Source organism: Dyella sp. NPDC103356 (genome assembly GCF_055584465.1).
The window spans coordinates 619,825-642,622 of sequence record NZ_JBVJLZ010000001.1 but is presented as its reverse complement, the minus strand read 5'-3'; the positions used below and the strand labels follow the sequence as shown (position 1 = coordinate 642,622).

The window sequence follows — 22,798 nt, the reverse complement described above, 5'->3', positions numbered from 1 at the left end:
GGGCAGCGGTCGAATTTTACACCCCGCTACCCAATTTCCATTTCTGCTCTTAAGCCAGCTTCTTGTACTTCACACGCTTGGGCTTGGAGCCTTCCTCACCCAGGCGACGCTTCTTGTCCGCTTCGTACTCGTTGTAGTTGCCGGGGAAGAATTCCACGTGCGAGTCGCCTTCGAACGCGATGATATGCGTCGCGATACGGTCGAGGAACCAGCGGTCATGCGAGATGACCATCGCGCAACCGGGGAATTCCAGGATCGCGTCTTCGAGCGCGCGCAGCGTTTCCACGTCAAGATCGTTCGACGGTTCGTCGAGCAGCAGTACGTTACCGCCCTGCAGCAAGGTCTTGGCCAGGTGCAGGCGACCGCGCTCACCGCCGGACAGGTTGCCGACGATCTTCTGCTGGTCGGTGCCCTTGAAGTTGAAGCGGCCGATGTAGGCGCGCGACTGAATCTCGAAGTTGCCGACGGTGAGGATGTCGGCGCCGCCGGAGATTTCCTGCCATACGTTGTTCTTGCCATCGAGCATGCCGCGCGACTGGTCGACATAGGCAAGCTTGACCGTGTGGCCGAGCTTCACCTCGCCCTGGTCGGGCTGTTCCTTGCCGGTGATCAGCTTCATCAGCGTGGATTTGCCGGCGCCGTTGGGGCCGATCACGCCGACGATGGCGCCCGGAGGAATCTTGAACGACAGGTCGTCGATCAGCATGCGGTCGCCGAAGGACTTGCTGACGTTCTTGAACTCGATCACTTCCTGGCCCAGGCGCTCGCCCGGCGGAATGAAGATTTCATTGGTTTCGTTGCGGCGCTGGTATTCGACCGCATTCAACTCTTCGAAGCGGTTCAAGCGCGCCTTGCCCTTGGACTGGCGGCCCTTGGCGGCCGAACGGACCCATTCCAGTTCCTTCTCGATGGCCTTCTGGCGGGACTTTTCCTGCGAGGCTTCCTGCTTGAGGCGGGCGTCCTTCTGCTCCAGCCACTCGGTGTAGTTGCCCTTCCACGGAATGCCGCGGCCGCGATCGAGTTCGAGAATCCACTCGGCGGCGTTGTCCAGGAAGTAGCGATCATGGGTCACGGCCACCACGGTGCCCGGGTAGTTCTGCAGGAACTGCTCCAGCCAGTCGACCGACTCGGCGTCCAAGTGGTTGGTCGGCTCGTCGAGCAGCAGCATGTCCGGCTTGGACAGCAGCAGGCGGCACAGCGCGACACGGCGCTTTTCACCACCGGAGAGCGGCCCGATCTTGGCGTCCCACGGTGGCAGGCGCAGCGCGTCGGCGGCTACTTCGAGCTGGCGCTCCAGCGCATGGGCGTCGTTGGCAGCCAGGATGCTTTCCAACGCCTCCTGCTCCTTGGCCAGCTTGTCGAAATCGGCGCCTTCTTCGGCATAGGCGGCATAGACCTCCTCGAGGCGCTTCTGCGCATCGAGCACGACGGAGACGCCTTCCTCGACGGCCTCGCGGACAGTCTTGTCCGCGTCCAGCTGAGGTTCCTGCGCCAGGTAGCCGACCTTGATGCCCGGCTGCGGGCGGGCTTCACCCTGAAAATCGGTATCGACGCCGGCCATGATGCGCAGCACGGTCGACTTACCGGCACCGTTCAGGCCCAGCAGGCCGATCTTGGCGCCCGGGAAAAACGACAGCGAGATGTCCTTGATGATCTGACGCTTCGGCGGGACGATCTTGCTGACCCCGTTCATGGTGTAGATGTACTGCATGCTTCGCTCCCTTAAGGGCGGTCCGTCGGCCCGCTAAAGCGCGGTCCGGCAAAGGAAATGGGGAATTGACCGCCAATTATCGCCGATCGGACGTCGCGCTGCCACGGTGAAGATGCCCGGACAAGGCAGCGGCAGCGCCCGGTTTGTCATGGCGGCGCCATAACCGCGAGGCTTACGGCCCGATTTGCCCGCCATGCTCGTTCGGACATTGGCCGGGCGACGGGACATGGCGGAAATCTACGGGACATCGGGGGCGACGGCGCTGCTGGGCGCTTGGGATCGGGCCGCGGCGCGCTGGGCGGCTACACGGGGCGCTTGGGCGGTGACGCTGCACGAATTGCTCTGTTTTGGCATCAAACAGGCCTACGCCTGCTTGTTTGGCGGTTGCATGTTGGCGTTGCTGTTGTCGAGCTGGCTGCTGTATCCGGCTGATGCGTGGCTCAGTCGTTATGACTTTCTGACGCTTGCCGCGCTGGCGATGCAGGTTGCTCTGCTCGCATGCGGGCTGGAGACGCGCGAAGAAGCGTCGGTCATTCTGCTGTTTCATATCGCCGGGACGATCATGGAGGTTTTCAAGACCTCGGTCGGCTCGTGGGTGTATCCCGAGGCGTCGTTCTTGCGCGTCGGCGGCGTGCCGCTGTTTTCCGGCTTCATGTATGCGTCGATCGGCAGCTATATCGCGCGTGCCTGGCGGTTGTTCGATTTTCGCTTCGCGCGGCACCCACCGTTTGCCGCCACGGTATGGCTGGCCATCGCGATCTACGCCAATTTCTTTACCCACCATTTTCTGCCGGACATGCGTCTGTTGTTGTTCGTTGCCACCGCGTGGCTGTTCGGCCCCGCCTGGGTCGAGTTTCGCATTCGTGCCGTGCATCGACGCATGCCGTTGCTGCTGGGCCTGGTGCTGGTCGCCACGTTTATCTGGTTGGCTGAAAATATCGGTACGTTTACTGCGGCGTGGCGCTATCCCGCGCAACGCGATGGCTGGCATATGGTGCCGTTGCAAAAGCTTGGCGCGTGGCTTTTATTGATGATCATCAGCTACGTGATGGTGTCGGCTGTCGCGCGACGCCGGAATGATTTGCCGGCACCATCCAGCCATGTCGAGGAGAGGCTGGATTGACCAAGACCGGCGACTGCGCAGTCGTTCGACAGTGACATCACCTCGCAAGGCATCCATGCGACAACCACGTTATGGGGACAGTATTCCGAAGCGGCTTTGTATCGACAATTCGGATTCCCGCGTGCCGCCCGGACCGCCTTCGAACACGAAATACAGCCGTTCCGGGCGGTTGTTGAACTGCCAACCCCAGAGCACGTGGATATGGTCGACGGCTTGCGCCTCGGGGGAAAAAAGATAGATCTCGTGATCTTCGCCAACCACCGACCATTGGATCGTGCCTGTGCCACCATGCCCGGTGAGACGCACTTCGCCAGGCCCTGTGGGACGAGAGAGGTGGAATATGCGCAGTTCGCCTTCATGAAGCGAGAACGGCGGTAGCTTGCCGTCGGCGGGGACTGGGACGGACTCGATAGCGGCTGCCACTTCCGGAGCCTTTGCCTCGGCATAGCTGTCGGGTTGGGCGAAGTTCGTGGCGATGGCCGGCAAGGTTGCTGTGAAACACAGACCGCAAAGCGCGGCTGAAAACGTCGATAGCTTCATGCTGTTGCACTCTCATCAATGAGAAAACGGCTGTCATGGGAAAGCACGATGGCCGGCTTTGATCGTAGCGGCCGCGCCAACGGTCGAAAATCAGAATCGCGGACCGGTGACGTAAGCCGTGGCGCATTCGCCACGACATTCGACGTTCCAGTTACCCGGGCCTCGGGCTTGCCGCTTCAATCAGCGCGCTTACCGTACGTGTATGCAGCGACGCCGCATCGAAGCCGGGTGGCAGCATGCCGGCGATTTCCAGCATGACCGCGCCATGCAGGGCGGCCCAGATCTGGTGGCCGAAGATCGGTGCGTCGGCCTGGATCCTGCCTTCGTCGATCATTACATCGACGTGCGCGACTACCGTGCGCAACATGCGTTCGTGCGCCTCGTGGTAGGCGGCATCGTCCCTGTGCGGTTCGGGGTATTCGAACATCAGGCGATAGGTAGCGGTGTTGGCGCGTGCAAAGGCGATGTACGCATCGCGCACCGCCCGGCTGCGGGCACGGCCGTCGCCGGGCGAGTCGAGCGCATCTTCCAGCGCTTGCGAAAACCGGTGCATGCCGCGCGTGCGCACGGCGGTCATGATGCTTTCCTTGTTCGGGTAGTAGCGGTACGGGGTCATCGTGCCGCAACCCAGATCGGTCGCGATACGGCGCATGGTGACCGCCGCCGGCCCTTCTTCGACGTACAGCCTTGCCGCGCAATCGCAGATGCGTTCGCGAAAGGCTTCGGTTTCGTGTTCGCTCAGCGCTTTGGGCACGCGGATTTTTCCTTCATTTCAAGGCGAAACATGCAGCGTCTTGCGGAAGAATGCCAACGCATCTTTTTGTATCTGCGCGTGCACCTTGACGCGATCCACGCCGGCCGGGTCGCTGCAGATCACCGGCGCCTCCTTGGCCAGTTCGGGCGAGCAGGGCGCGAGAAAGACCCAGTGATCGGCTTTTGGCACCACGGTCTTGCCTTCGAGCGTATGCAGCAGGGGCGCCAGGCGCGCGGCGTTTTCCTGAGGTATCAGGACGTGGTCGTCCTGGCCGTAGTAGAGATAAACGGGGCGCGTGATGGCAGCAACGCTGGAGGCGTCGAACGGGATGCTCAACGGTGCCATGGCGAACGCGGCCTTGACGCGCGGATCGGCGGTATCGCCCCACTTGAGCAGGTCTTTCTGAAAGAGGGCGACGATAGTCTGGTCGGTTTGCCCATGCCTGGCCGCGGAGGCAAGCAGCCTGCGCAGTGGGCCGCACGCGGGTTCATCGCCCGGGTACTTTTTGCAGTATCCGATGAAGCGCTCCAGATGAGGCTTGGCGCCCACCACCATCAACGCCGTGTAGCCGCCGGCGGAGAAACCGGCGATGCCGATGCGGTTGTCGTCGATGAGCGTCTTCCAGCGGGGATCGGCGAGCAGGGTGCTGATGGTGGCGGCGACCTGGACCGGTCGGCCGCCCATTACTTGCGGATAACCGACCCCGCTCTGGTCATGGAAGTTGTCGCCCGTATGTTCCAGTGTGGCGACCACGAAGCCATGGCTGGCCAGATAGGTAGCCAGGTCGTGGTGTCCCATGTCCGAGCCGCCATTGCCATGAGAAATCACGACCAGCGGTTTGGGGCCGGGGATGGCCTGCGCATCTACCGTAGCCTCGATCCGATAAGGGCCGCGCACGGTGATGCCTTTGGCCTGGGCGGATGGATAAAACACTAATCCCGGCATCTCGCCGCCGCTTACCGGGTCGTGGATACGGATGTCACCCAGGCCCACGCCGGTCGTGGCCGGTGAGGCGGCCAGGGCGGCGAGGTGGGTCAGGCATAGCGCGAGAAGAGCAAGCCAGCGCACGGCGCGAAAGCGGTCGGACATGAGCGTTAACCCCAAGAATGGAATTGCGTACAACGTACCGTACATCGTACGAAATGCGTCATGCAAGTGCTGCCATTGGCCGTAACCTTCCCTGAGCGTTACAATTTCGCGTCTAAATCCCCGCTTGCCACCCAGAAGAGGTCAGGATGTTCCCCAAGAACGATACGATCGCCGGTTATGACGACGAATTGGCCCAGGCCATTGCCGCCGAAGCCCGTCGCCAGGAAGACCACGTCGAACTGATCGCCTCGGAGAACTACGCCAGCCCCCGCGTGCTCGAAGCGCAGGGTTCGGTGCTGACCAACAAGTACGCCGAGGGCTATCCGGGCAAGCGCTATTACGGCGGTTGCGAATATGTCGACATCGCCGAAAAGCTGGCGATCGACCGTCTTAAGCAGCTGTTCGGCGCTACCTATGCCAACGTGCAGCCGCATTCGGGCTCGCAGGCGAACCAGGCTGTGTACCTGGCGCTGCTGCAGCCGGGCGATACGATCCTGGGCATGTCGCTGGCCCATGGCGGTCATCTGACGCACGGCGCCAAGGTCAATATCTCCGGCAAGCTGTTCAACGCCGTGCAGTACGGCGTCAACGATCAGGGTCTGGTCGATTACGACGAAGTCGAGCGCCTGGCGGTCGAGCACAAGCCGAAGATGATCGTCGCTGGTTTTTCCGCCTACTCGCAGGTGATGGATTGGGCGCGCTTCCGCGCCATCGCCGACAAGGTCGGTGCCTATCTCTTCGTCGACATGGCGCACGTCGCCGGGCTGATCGCCGCAGGTGTGTATCCGAACCCGGTACCGCATGCGCACGTGGTGACCTCGACCACGCACAAGACCCTGCGCGGTCCGCGCGGCGGTTTCGTCATCGCCAAGGACCTGGGCGAAGAGATCGAGAAAAAGCTGCAGTCGATCGTGTTCCCCGGCATCCAGGGTGGCCCGTTGATGCACGTGATCGCCGCCAAGGCGGTGGCGTTCAAGGAAGCGTTGGAGCCGTCCTTCAAGGACTATCAGGCACAGGTGATCAAGAACGCCAAGGCCATGGCCAAGACGTTGATCGAGCGTGGCTACAAGGTGGTTTCCGGCGGTACCGAGAACCACCTGATGCTGATCGACCTGATCGGCCGCGACGTCACCGGCAAAGATGCCGAGGCGGCCCTGGGCAAGGCGCACATCACGGTCAACAAGAACGCGGTGCCGAACGACCCGCGCTCGCCGTTTGTCACCTCGGGTCTGCGTGTCGGTACCCCGGCCGTGACCACGCGTGGCTACAAAGAGAGCGATGTAGTCGAACTGACCAACTGGATCTGCGACGTACTCGATGCGCCGGCCGATGATGCCGTCATCAAGAAGGTGCGCGAGCAGGTCACGGCGCAGTGCAAGAAGTTCCCGGTTTACGGTTGACGAGTGCATTGTCCCTTCTGCCAGCATGAAGACACCCGGGTCATCGACTCACGCCTGACCGAAGACGGCGCCACCGTGCGCCGTCGTCGCGAGTGTCCGCAATGCGGCGAGCGCTTCAATACCTTCGAGACGGCGGAGTTGAAGTTGCCCAGCATCGTCAAGAGCGGCGAGCGGCGGGAGAGTTTCGACGAACGCAAATTGCGGGTGAGTTTCGAGCGGGCGTTGCAAAAGCGTCCGGTCGCCACCGAGGCGGTAGACGATGCGGTGCGCGCTATCGTCAACGACCTGCGCAAGAGCGGCGAGCGTGAAGTGCCTTCGCGGCAGATCGGCGAGCTGGTCATGCGTGAGCTGAAAAAGCTCGATCAGGTGGCCTATGTGCGCTTTGCGTCGGTCTATCGGAAGTTCGAGGACGTGCATGCGTTCCGCGAGGAGATCGAGAAGCTGGAGCGCGATCTGCCGGGGTTGGAAAGTTTGCAGTTGTCGTTGCTCGGCGAGGCTGCGGTCAAGCGGAGCAAGAAGGGCTAAGGCTCGCTTCGCGTCGCCTCTTGCGCCCCCTCACCCCAACCCTCTCCCCCGGCAGAGCCAGGGGAGAGGGAGTCGACTGAGGTGACCTCAATGTTTCGCACTTGCGCAACTTAGCTCCCTCTCCCCTGGCTTCGCCGGGGGAGAGGGTTGGGGTGAGGGGGGCTCTAGGAGGGCCTCAGCAACACAAGCCATTCTGGCAAAATCCCCCTCATGACCGCCCCGACCTTCTCCGCCCTCGACCATCTCCACATGGCGCACGCATTGCGCCTTGCGGAACTCGGCCTCTACACCACTCAGCCCAACCCCCGCGTCGGATGCGTGATAGCGCATGGTGATGACGTCGTCGGCACAGGCTGGCATCAGCGCGCCGGAGAGCCTCACGCCGAGGTCTATGCATTGCGCGAAGCGGGTGAGCGCGCACGCGGTGCGACCGCCTATGTGACGCTCGAGCCCTGCGCCCATCACGGACGCACCCCGCCATGTGCCGACGCGCTCGTCGCCGCTGGCGTGGCGCGTGTAGTGATCGCTGCAGAAGATCCTTTTCCCAAGGTCGACGGACGTGGCATCGAGAAACTCCACGCCGCCGGCATCGCCGTCGAAACGGGCCTGATGCGCGATGCCGCGCGCGAACTCAACATCGGTTTTTTCAGCCGCATCGAACGCGGCCGCCCCTGGGTGCGCGTCAAGCTGGCGATGAGCCTGGACGGCCGCACCGCGCTGGCCAATGGCGAATCCAAATGGATCACCGGCGAAGCCGCACGCGAAGACGTGCAGCGCTGGCGCGCGCGCAGCTCGGCCATCCTGACCGGCAGCGGTACGGTGCTGGCCGATAACCCCAGGCTGACAGTGCGCATGGAAGGCGTCACCACGCAGCCCATGCGTGTCGTGCTGGATCGTTTGTTGCGTACGCCCAAAGGCAGTCAGGTATTGGATGGCCAGATGCCGACGCTGATGTTGCACGGACACAGCGCCAAGCCTGATGTGCGCTTCGCGAATGTCGAATGCATCCCGGTGGCCGAGTCCGGTCACACTTTTGATCTTGCCGCTGCTCTGGCTCTGCTGGCCGAGCGTGACTGCAACGAAGTGCAGGTCGAATCCGGTCCGACTTTGTGTGGTGCATTGATCGCCGCCGGTCTGGCGGACGAGTTGCTGTTATATGTCGCGCCGGTATTGCTGGGTGACCACGCCATGCCTTTGCTGGGTTTGCCGGCGTTGACGGATATGTCCAAGCGCTGGAACTTGAAGATGGTGGATCAGCGGCAGGTAGGAGCGGATCTGCGTCTTCGCTTGCGACCGGTGTAGGGAATTCTTTGACATAGAGGGAAGGGGAATGAGCAAGGATTTGGGCGATAACGTCTACGCGCCTTCGCCGGCCGCGCACGAAAACGCATTCGAGAGCGACGCGCATCGTCGCGGGTTGCGCAGTTTAACTGTCTGGATACTTTCGATTTACTGCCTGATCAACTCGATGGGCGGTGCATCTGTCTTCATTTTCAAAGGACACTATTTGCAGATGGTGGCCAACGGCGAGATGTCCGTCCTGGCGGCTGTCTTCATTTTCCTGCCGCGTCTGCTGTTGTTCCTGGGGGGTATTGCGCTCTTTTTCTTGCGAAAGTTTTCTTTGTGGGTTTTGGTCGCGGCGCTGGCCGTGCAAAGTTCGATGCTGCTGATGCCCATGCTGGTCCATCTTTTGGGGCTTGGTGCCTTGCTCTTTAGCGTCGTTATCTACGCGGCGGTGTGCGGCTACGTTGTCGTCCTGTATCGCAACCAAACACTGGATTGAGAGCACTAAGGAAACGCTGTTTCCTGTACGGCGGGGGCCTCCAGCCGCCATCGGTGCTAAACTCCATCAGCCGGCTTGCCGGTGAAAACCCATACGACGTCTTCAGGGCGGGGTGGAATTCCCCACCGGCGGTAGGTGCCTTCAAAGCACGAGCCCGCGAGCGCTTCCGGCACCCGCCGGAAGGTCAGCAGATCCGGTCCAATACCGGAGCCGACGGTAAAGCGGTCCCCCACGTCGAGTGGCTGGGGCGGCTCATAGTCCGGATGAAAGAAGACGGCAAGAGGGGCGGCCTGACGGCCGTCCGTCTGCCTCATGCCTTGGGGCGTTCTCGCTTTTTTTGATGCGGAGAACGTTTCATGTTTACCGGAATCATCCAGACCGTAGGCCGTATCGCGCGCCTTGAACCGCGTGGCGGGGACGTGCGCCTGTACGTCGACACCGCCGGGCTCGACCTCACCGACGTGCAACTGGGCGACAGCATCGCCGTCTCGGGCGTCTGCCTGACTGCGGTCACGCTCGAAACGCGCGGCTTCAGCGCCGACGTATCCAACGAAACCCTGTCGCTGACCACGCTGGGCAAGCTCAAGGCAGGCGACCCCGTCAACCTGGAAAAAGCCTTGCGCCTGGCCGATCGCCTGGGCGGTCACCTGGTGTCCGGCCATGTCGACGGCCTGGGCAAGGTGGTCTCGGTCACCCCCGATGGCCGCTCGCAGCGCTGGGTCTTCGAAGTGCCGGCGACGCTGTCGCGTTACATCGCCGCCAAGGGCTCGGTCTGCATCGACGGCACCAGTCTGACCGTGAACGAGGTGGCCGGACATCGTTTTGGTGTGAACCTTATCCCCCATACGGTGGAACACACAGCGTTCCATGCGCGTCGCCCCGGCGATGCGGTGAATATCGAGGTGGACGTGGTCGCACGCTATGTCGAGCGCCTGCTGTCCAGCGGCGAGGCGCCGCGTCTGGACGAGGCCTTCCTCAAGCAGCACGGTTTCGCCTGATTTGTGACCTGGCCCTGCCTCATCGACAGGCCAGGCTTAACGACTACAAAGAGTTTCCATTCATGGCTTTCAACACCATCCCCGAGATTCTCGAAGACATCCGCGCCGGCCGTATGGTCGTCATTCTCGACGACGAAGATCGCGAGAACGAAGGCGACCTGATCATGGCCGCGCAGATGGTGCGGCCCGAGGACATCAACTTCATGGTGCGTGAAGCGCGCGGCCTGGTCTGCCTGACCCTGACCGAGCAACGCACGCGCCAGCTCGGCCTGCGCCCGATGGTCAGCGACAACACCTCGCAGTACCACACCAACTTCACCGTCTCGATCGAGGCGGCCGAAGGCGTGACCACCGGTATCTCCGCGCACGACCGTGCGCGCACCATCCAGGTGGCGGTCAAGAGCGATGCGCAGCCGCGGGATCTGTCGCAGCCCGGCCATATCTTTCCGTTGACCGCGCAACCCGGCGGCGTGTTGACCCGCGCCGGGCATACCGAAGCCGGTTGCGATCTGGCCGGCCTGGCCGGATTGGAGCCGTCCGCCGTACTGATCGAAATCCTGCACGAGGACGGCTCGATGGCCCGTCGTCCGGAGCTGGAAATCTTTGCGGCAAAGCATGGTTTGAAGATCGGCTCCATCGCCGACCTGATCCGCTATCGGCTCGAAACCGAAAAGACCGTGCAGCGCGTCTACGAGGAGCAGGTCGACACCGAGTTCGGTCCGTTCCGCCTGGTCGCGTATCGCGATGCGATCCGCCATGGCCTGCATTTCGTACTGGTGCGCGGTAAGGTCGATGATGGTGCGCCGGTGCTTTCGCGTGTGCACGTACGCAACACTTTGTCCGATGTACTGCATCTGCAGCGCGACGACCTGGGGCTGACTGTCACTGCGGCGCTGCGTCGCATCGCCGACGAAGATCGCGGCGTGTTGCTGGTGCTGTCGGGCGAAGACACGCCCGATGCGCTGCTTCGCCGCCTGACCCGTCAGCCGACCCAGCAAGCGCCCGAAGAGGTACAGCAACAGGAATGGCGTCAGCATGGCCTGGGCGCGCAGATCCTTACCGACCTGGGCGTGCAGCGGCTGCGTGTGCTGGGTACGCCGCGCAAGCTGGTGGGGCTGGCAGGCTTTGGCCTGGAAGTGGTCGAGCACGTATAAAGTGCGATGACCTTGCCATCTTTTGTAGGAGCGACTTCAGGGAACCTCTAAAAAAACCTTTCCTACTCGTCATTCCGGCGAAGGCCGGAGGTGCTTTTCAACAGCGAAGCTGGTCATCCATCCCTCAGCGCAGATACTTGTCATATGTTGCCTGACAAGCGAGAGACTGAGGAATGGGTCCCGGCCTTCGCCGGGATGACGATAAGAGGACCGAGGTTATTCGAGGTTCCCTTCACTCGCGACAGGTCGTGACGTAACCGTGGGTCGCGACTGAAGTCGCTCCTACAAACTTAGGAAGTTTTTCGAGATTCCCTGATGACACGCATCCGTCTTATCGCTCCCTCCGGTTACCCGCATGATCGCGCCGCGATGGCACGCGGCGTCGCGCGCCTGCACGACGAAGGCTGCGAGGTGGAAGGTGCCGACGTGCTCGATCGGGTCGATCTGCGTTTTGCCGGTAACGATGCGGAACGTGCGGCCGACATCAACGCATTGGCCACGATGGATCATCTCCCGGATATCGCGCTATCTGTACGCGGCGGCTACGGTGCGACGCGCCTGCTGGAACACCTGCACTACGACGCGCTGCGCGATCGCCTCGCTGGCACATCGACCGTACTGGTCGGACATAGCGATTTCACCGCCATCCAGATGGCGTTCCACGCGCGCAGCGGCCTGGTGACGTTCGGCGGGCCGATGCTCGGGCCCGACTTCGGCGCCGAGACGCTGAGCGAGCTGACCTTGCCGCATTTCTGGCGCACCGTGCGTTCGCCTGCAGCGAAGGCGTGCTGGGAATGCGGAAGCGATGCCAGCCTGAAGGCCGAGGGCATGCTGTGGGGTGGCAATCTGGCGGTGCTGTGCAGCTTGCTGGGCACGCCGTATTTCCCGCGCATCGATGGCGGCATCCTGTTCGTCGAGGACGTCGGCGAGCCGCCGTTCCGCATCGAGCGGTTGCTTTACCAGTTGCATCTTTCCGGTGTGCTGGGGCGGCAGCGGGCGCTGATTCTGGGCGATTTCACCCATTGCCGTCACAGCGCCTACGACAACGGCTACGACCTGGATGCGGCCTTCGCGCAGATCGAGCACGTCATCGGCATCCCTGTACTGCGCGGGCTGCCCTATGGCCATGCGCCGGACAAGTTCACGCTGCCGTTCGGCGTGCCGGCCCGCCTGACCGCTGCAGGCGGCCAGGCGACCGTCGCGTTCGAGGCGTACCCCCATTTAGCCACCTGACCCCGGTGCCGGGCACGCCCGGCCCCAAAACCCGTAAAATACCCAACTGCATGGGGCGAGCCTGCCCCTAGGAACCGTTTCCACATGAAGATCATCGAAGGCGATTTCGCCACGCCCAAAGGCCGCTTTGCCATCGTTGCCGGCCGTTTCAACGGTTTTGTCGTCGAGCCGCTGGTCGCCGGTGCGCAGGACGCGCTGGTCCGCCACGGCGTCAAGGACGATGCGATCGACCTGATCCGCGTGCCGGGCGCCTGGGAAATCGCGCTGGCCGCGCACAAGCTGGCCAATTCCGGCAAATACGCCGCGGTGATTGCGCTGGGTGCGGTCATCCGCGGTTCTACCCCGCATTTCGACTACGTGGCCGGCGAGTGCGCCAAGGGTCTGGCCCAGTCTGCCTATAGCTCCGGTGTGCCGGTGGCCTTCGGCGTGCTCACCACCGACAGCATCGAGCAGGCGATCGAGCGCTCCGGCACCAAGGCCGGCAACAAGGGCGCCGATGCCGCCATTGCCGCGCTGGAAATGGTCAACCTCTACGCGCGGTTGAAGTGATGAACCAGCGTCCGGAAGGCATCGACCTGGCGGCCCGCTCGCGTGCACGTCGCCGTGCATTGCAGGCGATCTACGCCTGGCAGATGAGCGGCAGCAAGATGAATGCGGTGATCGACCAGTTCCGCCATGAGCAGGACATGGAAGTAGCCGATCTCGAATACTTCGAAGACCTGCTGCGTGGCATCGAGCAGCACGTGGCCGAACTCGACGAAGCGCTCACGCCGTACATCGATCGCGAAGTGGGACAGATCGATCCGATCGAGCGTGCTGCGTTGCGTATCGCTGCCTACGAGCTCAAATTCCGTCCGGACGTGCCGTATCGCGTGGTGATCAACGAGGCGATCGAAGTCACCAAGCGCTTCGGTGCCGACCACGGCCATAGCTACGTCAACGGCGTGCTCGACAAGCTGGCCAGCCAGCTGCGCGGTACCGAGAAACGCGGCTAATCGCCGCGTTAAAGCCTGATGGAATTCAGCCTGATCGAGCGCATCCGACAGCGCACCGCCCAAGGGCGCGAGGATGTGCGCGTAGGCATCGGCGATGACGCCGCGGTGCTCTCGATGCCAGCAGGTCAGGAGCAGATTGCGGCCATCGACACGATGGTCGAGGGCGTGCATTTTCCCGTGGGCACCGCGCCGGCCGATATCGGCTGGAAAGCGCTGGCGGTGAACTTGTCCGATCTTGCCGCGATGGGCGCCAGCCCTGCGTGGGCGCTACTTGCGTTGACCATGCCGCAAGCCGATGCGGATTTCGTCGATGGCTTTGCCGAAGGCTTTGCGCAACTGGCGCAGCCGTATCGACTGGCCTTGATCGGCGGCGACACGACGCGTGGCGCGTTGACGATCAGCGTGGCCGTGCATGGCTTCGCACCACCCGGTAAGGCTCTGACGCGTGATGCCGCCTGCGTGGGTGATGCCGTATTCGTGACAGGTACGCTCGGCGATGCTGCAGCGGGGCTTCATTGCCTGCAGCAACGCTTGCCCGAGAGTGCGCACAGCAGCTATCTGATTGAGCGACTGAACCGCCCGACGCCACGTATCGCGGCAGGCATTGCGCTGCGTGACGCCGCGCATGCCTGCATCGATGTTTCCGATGGTCTGCTGGCCGACCTTGGGCATATTTGCCATGCCAGCGGCGTCGGCGCTGAAATCGATGCGGCGCTGTTGCCGCAATCGTCCGCTTTGCTGAGCCTTTACGACGATGCCACCGCGCGTGATTTTGCGCTGAGCGGTGGCGACGATTACGAGTTGTGCTTTACCGTGCCAGCGGCACGCGTGGCCGAAGTATCGGCCGATCTCGCGCGCCTTGGTTGCGGTGCTACGCGCATCGGCCGCATCGTCGCTGGCGAGGGCGTACGCGTGCGCGATGCCCAGGGGCAGTGGCTCGAAACGTTGTCGAGCGGTTGGGAACACTTTTCGGCATGAACGAGCGCAAGACTCTGACATCGGAACAGCGGCGTCTGTTGTTGACGTCGCCCGCCGGTTGGGTGGCATGCGGGTTCGGCTCCGGGCTTGCGCCGGTCGCACAGGGCACGTTCGGATCGCTTGCCGCGTTGATTCCATGGCTTGCGCTGCGTGAACTGAGTCTGCCGATCTATCTGGGTATCGTCGTGATCGGTTTTATCCTGGGCGTATGGGCGTGCGATGTCGCCGGCAAACGCTTGCAGGTGGACGATCATCGCAGCCTGGTCTGGGACGAATTCATCGGGCAATGGATCGCGTTGATTCCGGCGTTGTTCGCGCCATTCGCATGGTGGCAGCTGGTGGCCGGATTCGTGCTGTTTCGCCTTTTCGACGTGGCCAAGCCCTGGCCCATCGGCTGGGTCGACCGGCGTGTCAAAGGCGGTTTCGGCGTCATGATCGACGACGTGATTGCAGGGGTTTTTGCCGCTGTCGTGCTCGCCTTGCTGCGCTATTTCCTGCGCTGATCGCTTAAGTACATTTCATCCACGGCGATCCGCTTATAGTGGATGCTTACGTCTTTCGCTTGCCAAGGATTCGTCATGCTATATCGTCGACTCGGCCGTTCCGGCCTGCAGCTTTCGGCTTTGTCATTCGGTGCCTGGGTGACGTTCGGTCAACAGGTCGACCGGTCCGCTGCGCGTGACATGCTGGCGCTGGCGCATGATCGCGGCGTCAATTTTTTCGATAATGCCGAGACGTACAACAACGGTGTCGCCGAGCAGGTCATGGGCGACGTGCTGGCCGATCTGCGCTTTCCGCGTGACAGCTACTGCGTATCGAGCAAGGTGTTCTTCGGTGCGGTAAAGAACCCTTTACCGACCCAGCGAGGCCTGTCACGCAAGCATGTGATCGAAGCCTGCCATCAGGCCTTGCAGCGGTTGCGCCTCGAGCATCTCGACTTGTATTTCTGTCACCGTCCCGATCCGGATACGCCGATCGAGGAAACCGTCGCGGCGATGGATACGCTGATCCGTCAGGGCAAGGTGTTGTACTGGGGCACCAGCGAGTGGTCGGCGCCGCAGATCGAAGAGGCGCACCATATCGCCAAGCAGGGTCATTTCTATGCGCCGGTGATGGAGCAGCCGCAGTACAACCTGCTGCATCGTGAGCGTGTCGAGCGTGAATACGCGCCGTTGTATCGGCACTTCGGCATGGGCACGACGATCTGGTCGCCGTTGGCTTCGGGCTTGCTCAGTGGCAAATATAACGATGGTGTGCCGGATGACTCGCGTCTGGCGCAGCCGGGGTATGAGTGGTTGCGTGAGGAAGTGATCGGGAAAGGTGACGAGCGGATCGCCAAGGTGCGTCGTTTACAGCCTATTGCTGACGAGCTGGGTGTTTCGTTGGCGCAGCTGGCGATCGCGTGGTGCCTGGTCAATCCGAATGTGTCGACGGTGATGCTCGGGGCTAGCCGGAGTGAGCAGTTGGCGCAGAATCTGGATGCGGTGGATGTGTTGCCGCGGTTGCAGGGGGAGGTGTTGGTGGCTATTGAGAAGGCGATTAGCTGAGCTGTCTCGATTTACTGGTCATCCCCCTATTCTCGTCATCCCCGCGTAGGCGGGGACCCAGTGGCCTCGGTGTTGGATTGTCGCTGGAGCGTGCATCGCTCTGGCTTGGCGCTCGGGCTAGAAAGTCGCCTATGGCGTGTTTCGCCCGCCTGCCGGCGCGCGAGTTACTTTCTTTGCTTGTCCACGCACGCAGTGCGAACGGCGTTAGCCGGCCCGAAGGGCGGAGGGCCGTAAGGCCCGGAGTAAAGAAAGATAACCAAAGAAACGACACCCCTAGTCCGCCGTCGCTGCGCGACCGTGAGGTTTGGCTGGGCTTTTCGACAGAGCCTGTCCCGGACTTGATCCGGGAACATCCCTGTCCTGTCGAAAAGGACTCGGCGTCCCTGCCGAGTCCCCCTTCGGGGCCTGATCGTCCAAACCTCACTCGGCTCCCGAGGGGGCCCGAAGAGCTGACCGCTCGCTGCGCATCGCTTGCCAAGAACGAAGCGCAACCCCCAACCTCGCTCCCCTCTCCCCTAGTCGTCATTCCGGCGAAGGCCGGAATCCATTCCTCACGCTCTCGCTCGTCAGACAACGTGTCGCAAGCGGACGCGCTGAGGCATGGATGACCAGCTTCGCTGTTGAAAAGCGCCTCCGGCCTTCGCCGGAATGACGAGAGGGGTAGGCGAGGGTGAGGGAACACCTTAAGTCCTCAGCGCCACGACGCCTCGCGCACCAATCCGGCGTATCTCAGAAGCGCCTGAAGTGTCCCCAATCGGTTCGAGTAGACGGTACGAACGGTTTTATCCCCCAATGCTGCTCAGAGCCTTGGCTCCAAAGGCCATTCTCTCTTTGGTTACTTTCTCTTTACTCCGGGCCTAAAGGTCCTCCGCCCTCCGGGTCGGCTTCGCCGTTCGCACTACGTGCGTGGGCCAGCAAAGAGAAAGTGACTCGGATGCCGGCAGGCGTTCGAAACGCCCGCTGCGTAAGCGGCCAGGTCGCCCGAACACTCAGGCGAGAACCAGGCACTGACGCCACTGGATGACCAGCTTCGCTGTTGTAAAGCTCTTCCGGCCTACGCCGGAATGACGAAGTAGGGAAGGCCACGGAAGCGGCGCGGTCGCGAAAGGCCCCAGCCATGAAAGCGCCCCCCACACCATAGACAAAACCAATCCCCCCAACAGCCCTTGACTATCAAATGAGAATCATTATCATCAAACTCGTCCTTGGCCGATGGCGGAACGCATCCCCATGTCTACCCTGACTTTGCACCGACACAACGAAGTAACCCAACCGCTGCGTCTGCTCAGCAATGCGGCCTCCGCCGCCACCCAGGCCGTGACAACTACGGCCAAGAAGATTTCCAGTCAGCTGTTGCTCGATGGTGCCCGCGAGCTGGTGATCCAGCATCAGGGCAATGAGTACCACCTGCGCCTGACGCGCAACGACAAGCTGATTCTTACCAAGTAACTCCCCCAGGGCAGGGACGCCCGCTTTTATTCGGCAATGTCGGCTTGGCCGGCTTGCCCAAGGCCTATCGCCAGCGTCGCGATGCGGCGCCCAGCCAGGTCTCCTTTCGGAGCATCGTTATGTTCGGCTGGTTTTCTCATGCACTTACCCAGGTCTGTCCGCAGGCCCTCGGCAGCGGTTGTCATCGCCGCTGGTTACGTGTGTCGCCTGGTGCGATGGCAAGGCAGCTGCCTCTGCTTGGCACTGTGCTTTACCTTCCGTCGTGCACGGCATTGAGCAGTGCCAATACGATGCTGCCGGGCTGGCTGGTCGAGCGGATCGAGTTGGTACCGTTGCTGCGCACCTGCTGGATCGCGGCAGTGAGCGAGATCGGCGCCGAAGGTCCACGCGAGTGGATGGAATGTTTCGATGCGCAAGGCGTGCTGCAGGCGCGGCTACATCTATTGCCCGATACCGACTATCTCGCGTGGGACGCACTGCTCGCAGCGGCCGAGCCTCTGAACGAAGCGCCTTTGATGCGCATGCTGCGCCCGACACGTTGCGCGATGGCATGGCTGGTGTGCTTTCGCCACCGCCAACTGGGCGGCCTCAGACTGTTGAATGCCATCGATGTGCGGCAGCTCTCGCCGCTGGGGCAGGACATCGCCAACCAGGTAGCGCGCGTCGCGGGTGTCCACGCTGTTTGACCGTCCGGACGCTTGTCCGCCTGTCCGTGAGACTGTCCGCGGACAGCAACATCTCAGTGAATGGCTCATATAACTAGATGTAAATAAAAGGTTTTATCGAGCATTCCGGCTTGGCACACGGATTGCTGAAGTAGTCCCGGGGGCCGCACTGCTTGCGGCCTTAAGGGACAGCTCGATGATTCGCGATACTTCTGCTCAAGACCGTTTGGTCGAAGTCAAACCCAATCACAAGCGCCGCTTGCTGTGGATCGGTGTTGCCGTGGCCGTGGTGGTCATTGGCGCGCTGGTGCTGCCGCAGGCTGGCCGTATTTTCTCGGCCGACGCCTCGGTCAGCGCTTCACGTCTTGCCTTCGCTACAGTCGAGCGCGGTCCGTTCGTGCGCGACATTGCTGCCGAGGGCAAGGTGGTCGCGGCGGTCAGTCCGACGCTCTATGCCACATACGGCGGCGCGGTGGTGCTCAAAGTGCACGCCGGCGACCAGGTGAAAAAGGGGCAGGTGCTCGCTGTCGTCGACAGCCCCGAGCTGATCAACAAGCTCGCGCAGGAGCAGAGCGCTGCTGACGCGATGCAGGTGGACTATCTGCGTGCACAGATCGACGCGCGCAAGAAGCGCGGTGAACTGCAGAAGGCCTACGACAACGCGCAGATCGATCACGAGACCGCGCAACGCGATCTGGGCCGCTATCAGAAAGCCTTTACCCAGGGCGCGGTGCCCAGCATGGACGTGGACAAGGCCAAGGACACGTTGAAGAAATCCGAAATTACCGAAATGCATGCCAAGGCGGACCTGGGCATGGACAACGATAGCCTGAGCTTCGATATCCAGTCGAAGAAGCTCGCCCACGATCGTCAATTGATCATGGTCAAGGACCTGCAGCGCCAGGTCGAAGATCTGAATGTGCGCTCGCCTGTCGATGGCCAGGTCGGCCAGTTGTTTATCGCCGAGCGCGCCACGGTCGCCAAGGACGCACAACTGCTCAGCGTGATCGACCTGTCCGCCCTGGAAGTCGAGATGAAGGTGCCGGAAAGCTTCGCCCGCGATCTGGGCATCGGCATGGGCGGCGAGATCACCGGCAACGGCAATACCTGGAAGGGCCTGGTCAGCGCCATCTCGCCGGAAGTCGTCAACGGCGAAGTCGCCGCACGTCTACGCTTCGAAGGCGAAACGCCCAAGCAGCTGCGCCAGAACCAGCGCCTGTCGGTACGCGTCCTGCTCGACAAGCGCGACAACGTCATGACGGTGCAGCGCGGCTCGTTCGTCGACGAATCGGGCGGCAGCTATGCCTATCTGGTGCACGATGGCATTGCCGAGAAGAAGCCGATCCGCGTCGGCGCCAGCAGCATCGACAAGGTCGAGATTCTCGACGGGCTCAAAGAAGGCGATCGCATCGTGATCTCCGGTACCGACAACTTCAAGAATGCGGCACGCGTCGCCATCAGCCGCTAAACCACCACCGAAGGACGAAAAAACCATGCTGAAGATGACTCACCTGTCCAAGGTCTATCGCACCGAAGTGGTGGAGACCTATGCGCTGCGCGATTTCAATATCAACGTGACCGAAGGCGAGTTCGTTGCCGTGACAGGACCGTCCGGTTCGGGCAAGACCACCTTCCTGACCATCGCGGGCCTGTTGGAAACGTTCACCGGCGGCGAATATCACCTGGACGGCGTCGAAGTGAGCCGACTGGACGACAACGCACGCTCGAAGATCCGCAACGAAAAGATCGGCTTCATTTTCCAGGCGTTCAATCTGATCCCCGATCTGAATGTGTTCGACAACGTCGAAGTGCCGCTGCGCTATCGCGGCATGAAGGCGGCCGAGCGCAAGCAGCGCATCATGGATGCACTGGAGCGCGTCGGTCTGGCCTCGCGCGCCAAGCACTATCCGGCCGAACTCTCCGGTGGTCAGCAGCAGCGTGTCGCCATCGCGCGTGCACTGGCCGGCTCGCCGCGCCTGCTGCTCGCCGACGAACCGACCGGCAACCTCGATACGCAGATGGCGCGTGGCGTGATGGAACTGCTCGAAGAGATCCATCGTGAGGGTGCCACCATCGTGATGGTGACGCACGATCCCGAACTGGCTGCGCGCGCGCAGCGCAACGTACACATCATCGATGGCCAGGTGGTGGATCTCGCCGAGGACCCGCGTTTCCACGCGCAGGTTCACGCGGCGCGCTCGCCGGCCTGACCTTACCGCCGAATCGGCATGGATGCCGGATGCGCCTCCCGCTACGCGGGAGGTTGTCGCCACCTCATCGAGCCACTGCCGATGTTCGCATATTATTTTCAATTGGGTGTGCGCAGTCTCCGTCGCAATCCCGTGCTGACTGCCTTGATGATCATGGCGATCGGTTTCGGCGTGGCGGCATCGATGACGACTTACGCGGTCTTTCGCGCCACGTCGAACAATCCGATCCCGCAGAAATCTTCGGTGCTGTTCGCGCCGCAGATCGATAACTGGGGGCCGGAAGACAATGACAAGGGCGAGCCGCCTTCGGCGATGACCTATACCGATGCCATGGCGCTCATGCGCGCGCACAAGGCACAACGGCAGACGGCGTTGTATCCGATCGCTATTTCGGTCGTGCCCGATGACGCGAACATGCTGCCGATCATGGAAAACTCGTACGCGTGGTATGGCGATGCCTTCAGCATGTTCGACGTACCGTTCCTCTATGGCAGTGGCTGGACCTCGACCGAAGACGACGCACACGCCGCCGTCACGGTGATCAGCCGCGCACTCAACGAGAAGCTGTTTCATGGCGCCAACAGCGTGGGCCGTGCGCTCAATATCGATGGTCGCAGTTACCGCATCACCGGCGTGATCGATACCTGGAACCCGCAGCCGCTGTTCTTCGATCCGGTTAACACCTCCGGTTTCGACGATCCGACCCAGATCTTCATTCCCTTCACGCGCGCGATCGATCTCAAGCTCTCCACCGCCGGCAACAACAACTGCAACAAGGATCCGGGCGATGGATACGATGCGTGGCTGCGCTCGGAGTGCATCTGGATTCAGTACTGGGCCGAGCTTCCCCAAAGCACGGCGGTGGCCAGCTACAAGGATTTCCTGACTGGCTATGCCGCGGAGCAGCAGCACGCCGGGCGTTTTCGCTGGGCACCGAATGTTCGTTTGAACGACGTCATGAAGTGGATGGATGTGCAGAAAGTCGTCCCGCCGGAGTCGAAGATTTCCCTGCTCGTTTCCCTGGGCTTTCTGCTGATCTGTCTGGTCAATACGGTCGGTCTGCTGTTGGCCAAGTTCATGAAGCGATCGTCGGAGATCGGCGTGCGGCGTGCACTGGGTGCCTCGCGACGCGAAATCTATGCGCAGTTCCTGATCGAATCGGCGACCGTGGGCCTGGCGGGCGGCTTGCTTGGCTTGATTCTGACCGGCGTGGGCATGCTCGGTATCGGCCTGGTGTTCGAGCCGCAGATTGCGCGCCTGGCACACCTGGACGTGCAGTTGATCGCGCTTACGTTGCTGGTGGCGATCATGGCGACCGTGATGGCAGCGTTCTATCCAACCTGGCGCGCCGCGCAAGTGCAGCCGGCCTGGCAGCTGAAATCCAACTGAGGGGACGACCATGCTGCAGATCAAGCCCATACTCGTCGCCCTGAAGCGACACAAAGCCGGCACCATCCTGATCGCACTGCAGATCGCGCTGACGCTCGCGATCGTCTGCAACGCGCTGTTCATCATCCAGCAGCGCGTCACGCGGCTGCAGCGCCCCACCGGGTTGCAGGAGAGTGACCTGCTGACCATCCAGAGCCGCTTTGTCGGTGTCACCGACGACGGTGTCGCGCCGCTGGTTCGCTCTGACGTGTTGGCGTTACGCCAGGTGACCGGGGTCGAAGATGCCTACGCGACCAATTCGTATCCGCTGCGCGGCGGTGGCTGGTCGACTGGTACCCGGTTGAACCCGGATGCGAAAAAGCCGACAGCGCAGACCACGCAGTATTTCGTCGACGAGCATGCACTGGCGACCATGGGTGCCAAGCTGATTGCGGGGCGCAACTTCAACGCGGGCGAGATCGTCGTTGCCGACCCCAAGTCGCTGAAGACGCCGCCGCAGGCCATCGTCACCAAGGCGCTGGCGGAAAAGCTCTATCCAAAAGAATCCGCACTGGGCAAGCCGTTCTACCTGGGTGACGACAAGACGCCTGCCACGATCATCGGCATCGTCGAGCGGCTGCAGGTACCGTGGTCAGGGACCTGGGCGGACAACTTCAACGACAACGCCGTGCTGCTGCCGGTCCAGCTGACCAGCAATTTCACTGTCTACTTGATCCGCGCCAAGCCAGGGCAGCTGGCCGACATCACCAAGTCGGTACCAGCGGCATTATTCAAGAACAACCGCATGCGCGTGATTACCGGCGAGCGCGGCATTCGGACGTTCGCCACGGTGCGTGAGCAGGCCTATAAGAGCGACCGCGGCATGGCGATTCTGATGGGCGTGGTCTGCCTGGTGTTGCTCGCCATCACGGCGGCAGGCATCGTCGGCCTGACCAGTTTCTGGGTCGGTCAACGGCGCAAGCAGATTGGCGTGCGGCGTGCGCTGGGTGCAACCAAGCGCGACATTCTCAGCTACTTCCTCACCGAGAATTTGCTTATCGGTATTGTCGGCGTGGTGGTCGGTGCGGGGCTTGCCATTGGCATGAACCTTTGGCTGGTAAGCCACTTCGAGATGGCACGGCTTTCGCTGGTGTATGTGCTGGCGGGTGTCGTGTTGCTGCTGCTGTTGGGGCAGGGTGCGGTGCTGGCGCCGGCGATGCGTGCCTCGCGCGTGTCGCCGATCGAAGCGACGCGGTCGGTCTGACGGTCATCCATC

General features: G+C 62.2%; 23 protein-coding genes and 1 riboswitch. Of the genes, 19 read left to right on the top strand and 4 right to left on the bottom strand.

Annotated features, from left to right (window positions below; genetic code table 11):
• Positions 1–49 precede the first annotated feature (49 nt).
• Entirely contained in the window at positions 50–1,711 is a 1,662-nt protein-coding gene (ettA, locus tag ACZ6WW_RS02805) for an energy-dependent translational throttle protein EttA (RefSeq protein WP_465272867.1), read from the bottom strand.
• Between the two features lie 226 nt (positions 1,712–1,937).
• Here ettA and ACZ6WW_RS02800 point away from each other — a divergent pair, with 226 nt between their 5' ends.
• Positions 1,938–2,834 (top strand): DUF817 domain-containing protein, encoded by an 897-nt coding sequence (locus ACZ6WW_RS02800; RefSeq protein ID WP_465272866.1) that lies wholly within the window; start codon positions 1,938–1,940, stop codon positions 2,832–2,834.
• 69 nt (positions 2,835–2,903) lie between these two features.
• Here ACZ6WW_RS02800 and ACZ6WW_RS02795 read toward each other — a convergent pair whose 3' ends face one another.
• The 3 genes from ACZ6WW_RS02795 to ACZ6WW_RS02785 form a co-directional block, all read right to left on the bottom strand.
• Positions 2,904–3,374 carry a hypothetical protein gene (locus tag ACZ6WW_RS02795; protein ID WP_465272865.1) on the bottom strand — a complete coding sequence of 157 codons (471 nt, stop codon included), beginning with the start codon at positions 3,372–3,374 and terminating at the stop codon, positions 2,904–2,906.
• A 151-nt stretch (positions 3,375–3,525) separates the two neighbouring features.
• Positions 3,526–4,128, bottom strand: coding sequence for a TetR/AcrR family transcriptional regulator (locus tag ACZ6WW_RS02790; RefSeq protein ID WP_465272864.1), 603 nt, complete (start codon positions 4,126–4,128; stop codon positions 3,526–3,528).
• An 18-nt stretch (positions 4,129–4,146) separates the two neighbouring features.
• On the bottom strand, positions 4,147–5,217 hold the full coding sequence (locus ACZ6WW_RS02785) for an alpha/beta hydrolase family protein (protein WP_465272863.1): 1,071 nt from the start codon (positions 5,215–5,217) through the stop codon (positions 4,147–4,149).
• A 146-nt stretch (positions 5,218–5,363) separates the two neighbouring features.
• On the opposite strand from ACZ6WW_RS02785, the gene glyA reads away from it, so the two are divergent.
• The 18 genes from glyA to ACZ6WW_RS02695 all read left to right on the top strand — a co-directional run bounded on the left by glyA (position 5,364) and on the right by ACZ6WW_RS02695 (position 22,786).
• On the top strand, positions 5,364–6,617 hold the full coding sequence (gene glyA, locus ACZ6WW_RS02780; protein ID WP_465272862.1) for a serine hydroxymethyltransferase: 1,254 nt from the start codon (positions 5,364–5,366) through the stop codon (positions 6,615–6,617).
• A gap of 3 nt (positions 6,618–6,620) precedes the next feature.
• Positions 6,621–7,142: a transcriptional regulator NrdR gene (gene nrdR / locus ACZ6WW_RS02775; protein WP_281852152.1), complete on the top strand. Its 522-nt coding sequence runs from the start codon at positions 6,621–6,623 to the stop codon at positions 7,140–7,142.
• A gap of 210 nt (positions 7,143–7,352) precedes the next feature.
• Positions 7,353–8,444 (top strand): bifunctional diaminohydroxyphosphoribosylaminopyrimidine deaminase/5-amino-6-(5-phosphoribosylamino)uracil reductase RibD, encoded by a 1,092-nt coding sequence (gene ribD / locus ACZ6WW_RS02770; protein WP_465272861.1) that lies wholly within the window; start codon positions 7,353–7,355, stop codon positions 8,442–8,444.
• A gap of 28 nt (positions 8,445–8,472) precedes the next feature.
• The gene (locus ACZ6WW_RS02765; RefSeq protein WP_465272860.1) at positions 8,473–8,925 is read left to right on the top strand and encodes a hypothetical protein; all 453 of its coding nucleotides are present in this window, start codon (positions 8,473–8,475) and stop codon (positions 8,923–8,925) included.
• A 94-nt stretch (positions 8,926–9,019) separates the two neighbouring features.
• A riboswitch (FMN riboswitch) is annotated at positions 9,020–9,204 on the top strand.
• 77 nt (positions 9,205–9,281) lie between these two features.
• On the top strand, positions 9,282–9,923 hold the full coding sequence (locus ACZ6WW_RS02760; RefSeq protein ID WP_465272859.1) for a riboflavin synthase: 642 nt from the start codon (positions 9,282–9,284) through the stop codon (positions 9,921–9,923).
• 62 nt (positions 9,924–9,985) lie between these two features.
• Complete coding sequence (gene ribBA, locus ACZ6WW_RS02755; RefSeq protein WP_465272858.1) at positions 9,986–11,077, top strand: bifunctional 3,4-dihydroxy-2-butanone-4-phosphate synthase/GTP cyclohydrolase II; 1,092 nt, start codon at positions 9,986–9,988, stop codon at positions 11,075–11,077.
• A gap of 315 nt (positions 11,078–11,392) precedes the next feature.
• Positions 11,393–12,310, top strand: coding sequence for a muramoyltetrapeptide carboxypeptidase (gene ldcA / locus ACZ6WW_RS02750; protein WP_465272857.1), 918 nt, complete (start codon positions 11,393–11,395; stop codon positions 12,308–12,310).
• An 84-nt stretch (positions 12,311–12,394) separates the two neighbouring features.
• Complete coding sequence (gene ribH, locus ACZ6WW_RS02745) at positions 12,395–12,859, top strand: 6,7-dimethyl-8-ribityllumazine synthase (protein ID WP_465272856.1); 465 nt, start codon at positions 12,395–12,397, stop codon at positions 12,857–12,859.
• A complete protein-coding gene (gene nusB, locus ACZ6WW_RS02740) occupies positions 12,859–13,305 on the top strand; it encodes a transcription antitermination factor NusB (RefSeq protein ID WP_281852160.1) in 447 nt (148 codons plus the stop codon). The genes ribH and nusB overlap by 1 nt, the downstream gene beginning before the upstream one ends.
• A gap of 18 nt (positions 13,306–13,323) precedes the next feature.
• On the top strand, positions 13,324–14,283 hold the full coding sequence (gene thiL, locus ACZ6WW_RS02735; RefSeq protein WP_465272855.1) for a thiamine-phosphate kinase: 960 nt from the start codon (positions 13,324–13,326) through the stop codon (positions 14,281–14,283).
• Complete coding sequence (locus tag ACZ6WW_RS02730) at positions 14,280–14,786, top strand: phosphatidylglycerophosphatase A family protein (protein ID WP_465272854.1); 507 nt, start codon at positions 14,280–14,282, stop codon at positions 14,784–14,786. Before thiL ends, ACZ6WW_RS02730 begins: the two co-directional genes overlap by 4 nt.
• Before the next feature lie 75 nt (positions 14,787–14,861).
• A complete protein-coding gene (locus ACZ6WW_RS02725; RefSeq protein WP_465272853.1) occupies positions 14,862–15,830 on the top strand; it encodes a potassium channel beta subunit family protein in 969 nt (322 codons plus the stop codon).
• A 1,230-nt stretch (positions 15,831–17,060) separates the two neighbouring features.
• Complete coding sequence (gene hemP, locus ACZ6WW_RS02720; RefSeq protein ID WP_465272852.1) at positions 17,061–17,279, top strand: hemin uptake protein HemP; 219 nt, start codon at positions 17,061–17,063, stop codon at positions 17,277–17,279.
• Between the two features lie 119 nt (positions 17,280–17,398).
• Entirely contained in the window at positions 17,399–17,965 is a 567-nt protein-coding gene (locus ACZ6WW_RS02715; protein WP_465272851.1) for a hypothetical protein, read from the top strand.
• A gap of 175 nt (positions 17,966–18,140) precedes the next feature.
• Entirely contained in the window at positions 18,141–19,412 is a 1,272-nt protein-coding gene (locus tag ACZ6WW_RS02710; protein ID WP_281852165.1) for an efflux RND transporter periplasmic adaptor subunit, read from the top strand.
• A gap of 25 nt (positions 19,413–19,437) precedes the next feature.
• The gene (locus tag ACZ6WW_RS02705; RefSeq protein WP_281852166.1) at positions 19,438–20,154 is read left to right on the top strand and encodes an ABC transporter ATP-binding protein; all 717 of its coding nucleotides are present in this window, start codon (positions 19,438–19,440) and stop codon (positions 20,152–20,154) included.
• A gap of 81 nt (positions 20,155–20,235) precedes the next feature.
• The gene (locus ACZ6WW_RS02700) at positions 20,236–21,543 is read left to right on the top strand and encodes an ABC transporter permease (protein ID WP_465272850.1); all 1,308 of its coding nucleotides are present in this window, start codon (positions 20,236–20,238) and stop codon (positions 21,541–21,543) included.
• Positions 21,544–21,553: 10 nt separating this feature from the next.
• Positions 21,554–22,786 carry an ABC transporter permease gene (locus ACZ6WW_RS02695; protein ID WP_465272849.1) on the top strand — a complete coding sequence of 411 codons (1,233 nt, stop codon included), beginning with the start codon at positions 21,554–21,556 and terminating at the stop codon, positions 22,784–22,786.
• The last annotated feature ends 12 nt before the right edge of the window (positions 22,787–22,798 follow it).

Coding starts and splice junctions, on each gene's coding strand:
- ettA (WP_465272867.1), bottom strand. CDS start 1,711: ATGCAGTACATCTACACCATGAACGGGGTCAGCAAGATCGTCCCGCCG.
- ACZ6WW_RS02800 (WP_465272866.1), top strand. CDS start 1,938: ATGGCGGAAATCTACGGGACATCGGGGGCGACGGCGCTGCTGGGCGCT.
- ACZ6WW_RS02795 (WP_465272865.1), bottom strand. CDS start 3,374: ATGAAGCTATCGACGTTTTCAGCCGCGCTTTGCGGTCTGTGTTTCACA.
- ACZ6WW_RS02785 (WP_465272863.1), bottom strand. CDS start 5,217: ATGTCCGACCGCTTTCGCGCCGTGCGCTGGCTTGCTCTTCTCGCGCTA.
- glyA (WP_465272862.1), top strand. CDS start 5,364: ATGTTCCCCAAGAACGATACGATCGCCGGTTATGACGACGAATTGGCC.
- ribD (WP_465272861.1), top strand. CDS start 7,353: ATGACCGCCCCGACCTTCTCCGCCCTCGACCATCTCCACATGGCGCAC.
- ACZ6WW_RS02765 (WP_465272860.1), top strand. CDS start 8,473: ATGAGCAAGGATTTGGGCGATAACGTCTACGCGCCTTCGCCGGCCGCG.
- ACZ6WW_RS02760 (WP_465272859.1), top strand. CDS start 9,282: ATGTTTACCGGAATCATCCAGACCGTAGGCCGTATCGCGCGCCTTGAA.
- ribBA (WP_465272858.1), top strand. CDS start 9,986: ATGGCTTTCAACACCATCCCCGAGATTCTCGAAGACATCCGCGCCGGC.
- ldcA (WP_465272857.1), top strand. CDS start 11,393: ATGACACGCATCCGTCTTATCGCTCCCTCCGGTTACCCGCATGATCGC.
- ribH (WP_465272856.1), top strand. CDS start 12,395: ATGAAGATCATCGAAGGCGATTTCGCCACGCCCAAAGGCCGCTTTGCC.
- nusB (WP_281852160.1), top strand. CDS start 12,859: ATGAACCAGCGTCCGGAAGGCATCGACCTGGCGGCCCGCTCGCGTGCA.
- thiL (WP_465272855.1), top strand. CDS start 13,324: ATGGAATTCAGCCTGATCGAGCGCATCCGACAGCGCACCGCCCAAGGG.
- ACZ6WW_RS02730 (WP_465272854.1), top strand. CDS start 14,280: ATGAACGAGCGCAAGACTCTGACATCGGAACAGCGGCGTCTGTTGTTG.
- ACZ6WW_RS02725 (WP_465272853.1), top strand. CDS start 14,862: ATGCTATATCGTCGACTCGGCCGTTCCGGCCTGCAGCTTTCGGCTTTG.
- hemP (WP_465272852.1), top strand. CDS start 17,061: ATGTCTACCCTGACTTTGCACCGACACAACGAAGTAACCCAACCGCTG.
- ACZ6WW_RS02715 (WP_465272851.1), top strand. CDS start 17,399: ATGTTCGGCTGGTTTTCTCATGCACTTACCCAGGTCTGTCCGCAGGCC.
- ACZ6WW_RS02710 (WP_281852165.1), top strand. CDS start 18,141: ATGATTCGCGATACTTCTGCTCAAGACCGTTTGGTCGAAGTCAAACCC.
- ACZ6WW_RS02705 (WP_281852166.1), top strand. CDS start 19,438: ATGCTGAAGATGACTCACCTGTCCAAGGTCTATCGCACCGAAGTGGTG.
- ACZ6WW_RS02700 (WP_465272850.1), top strand. CDS start 20,236: ATGTTCGCATATTATTTTCAATTGGGTGTGCGCAGTCTCCGTCGCAAT.
- ACZ6WW_RS02695 (WP_465272849.1), top strand. CDS start 21,554: ATGCTGCAGATCAAGCCCATACTCGTCGCCCTGAAGCGACACAAAGCC.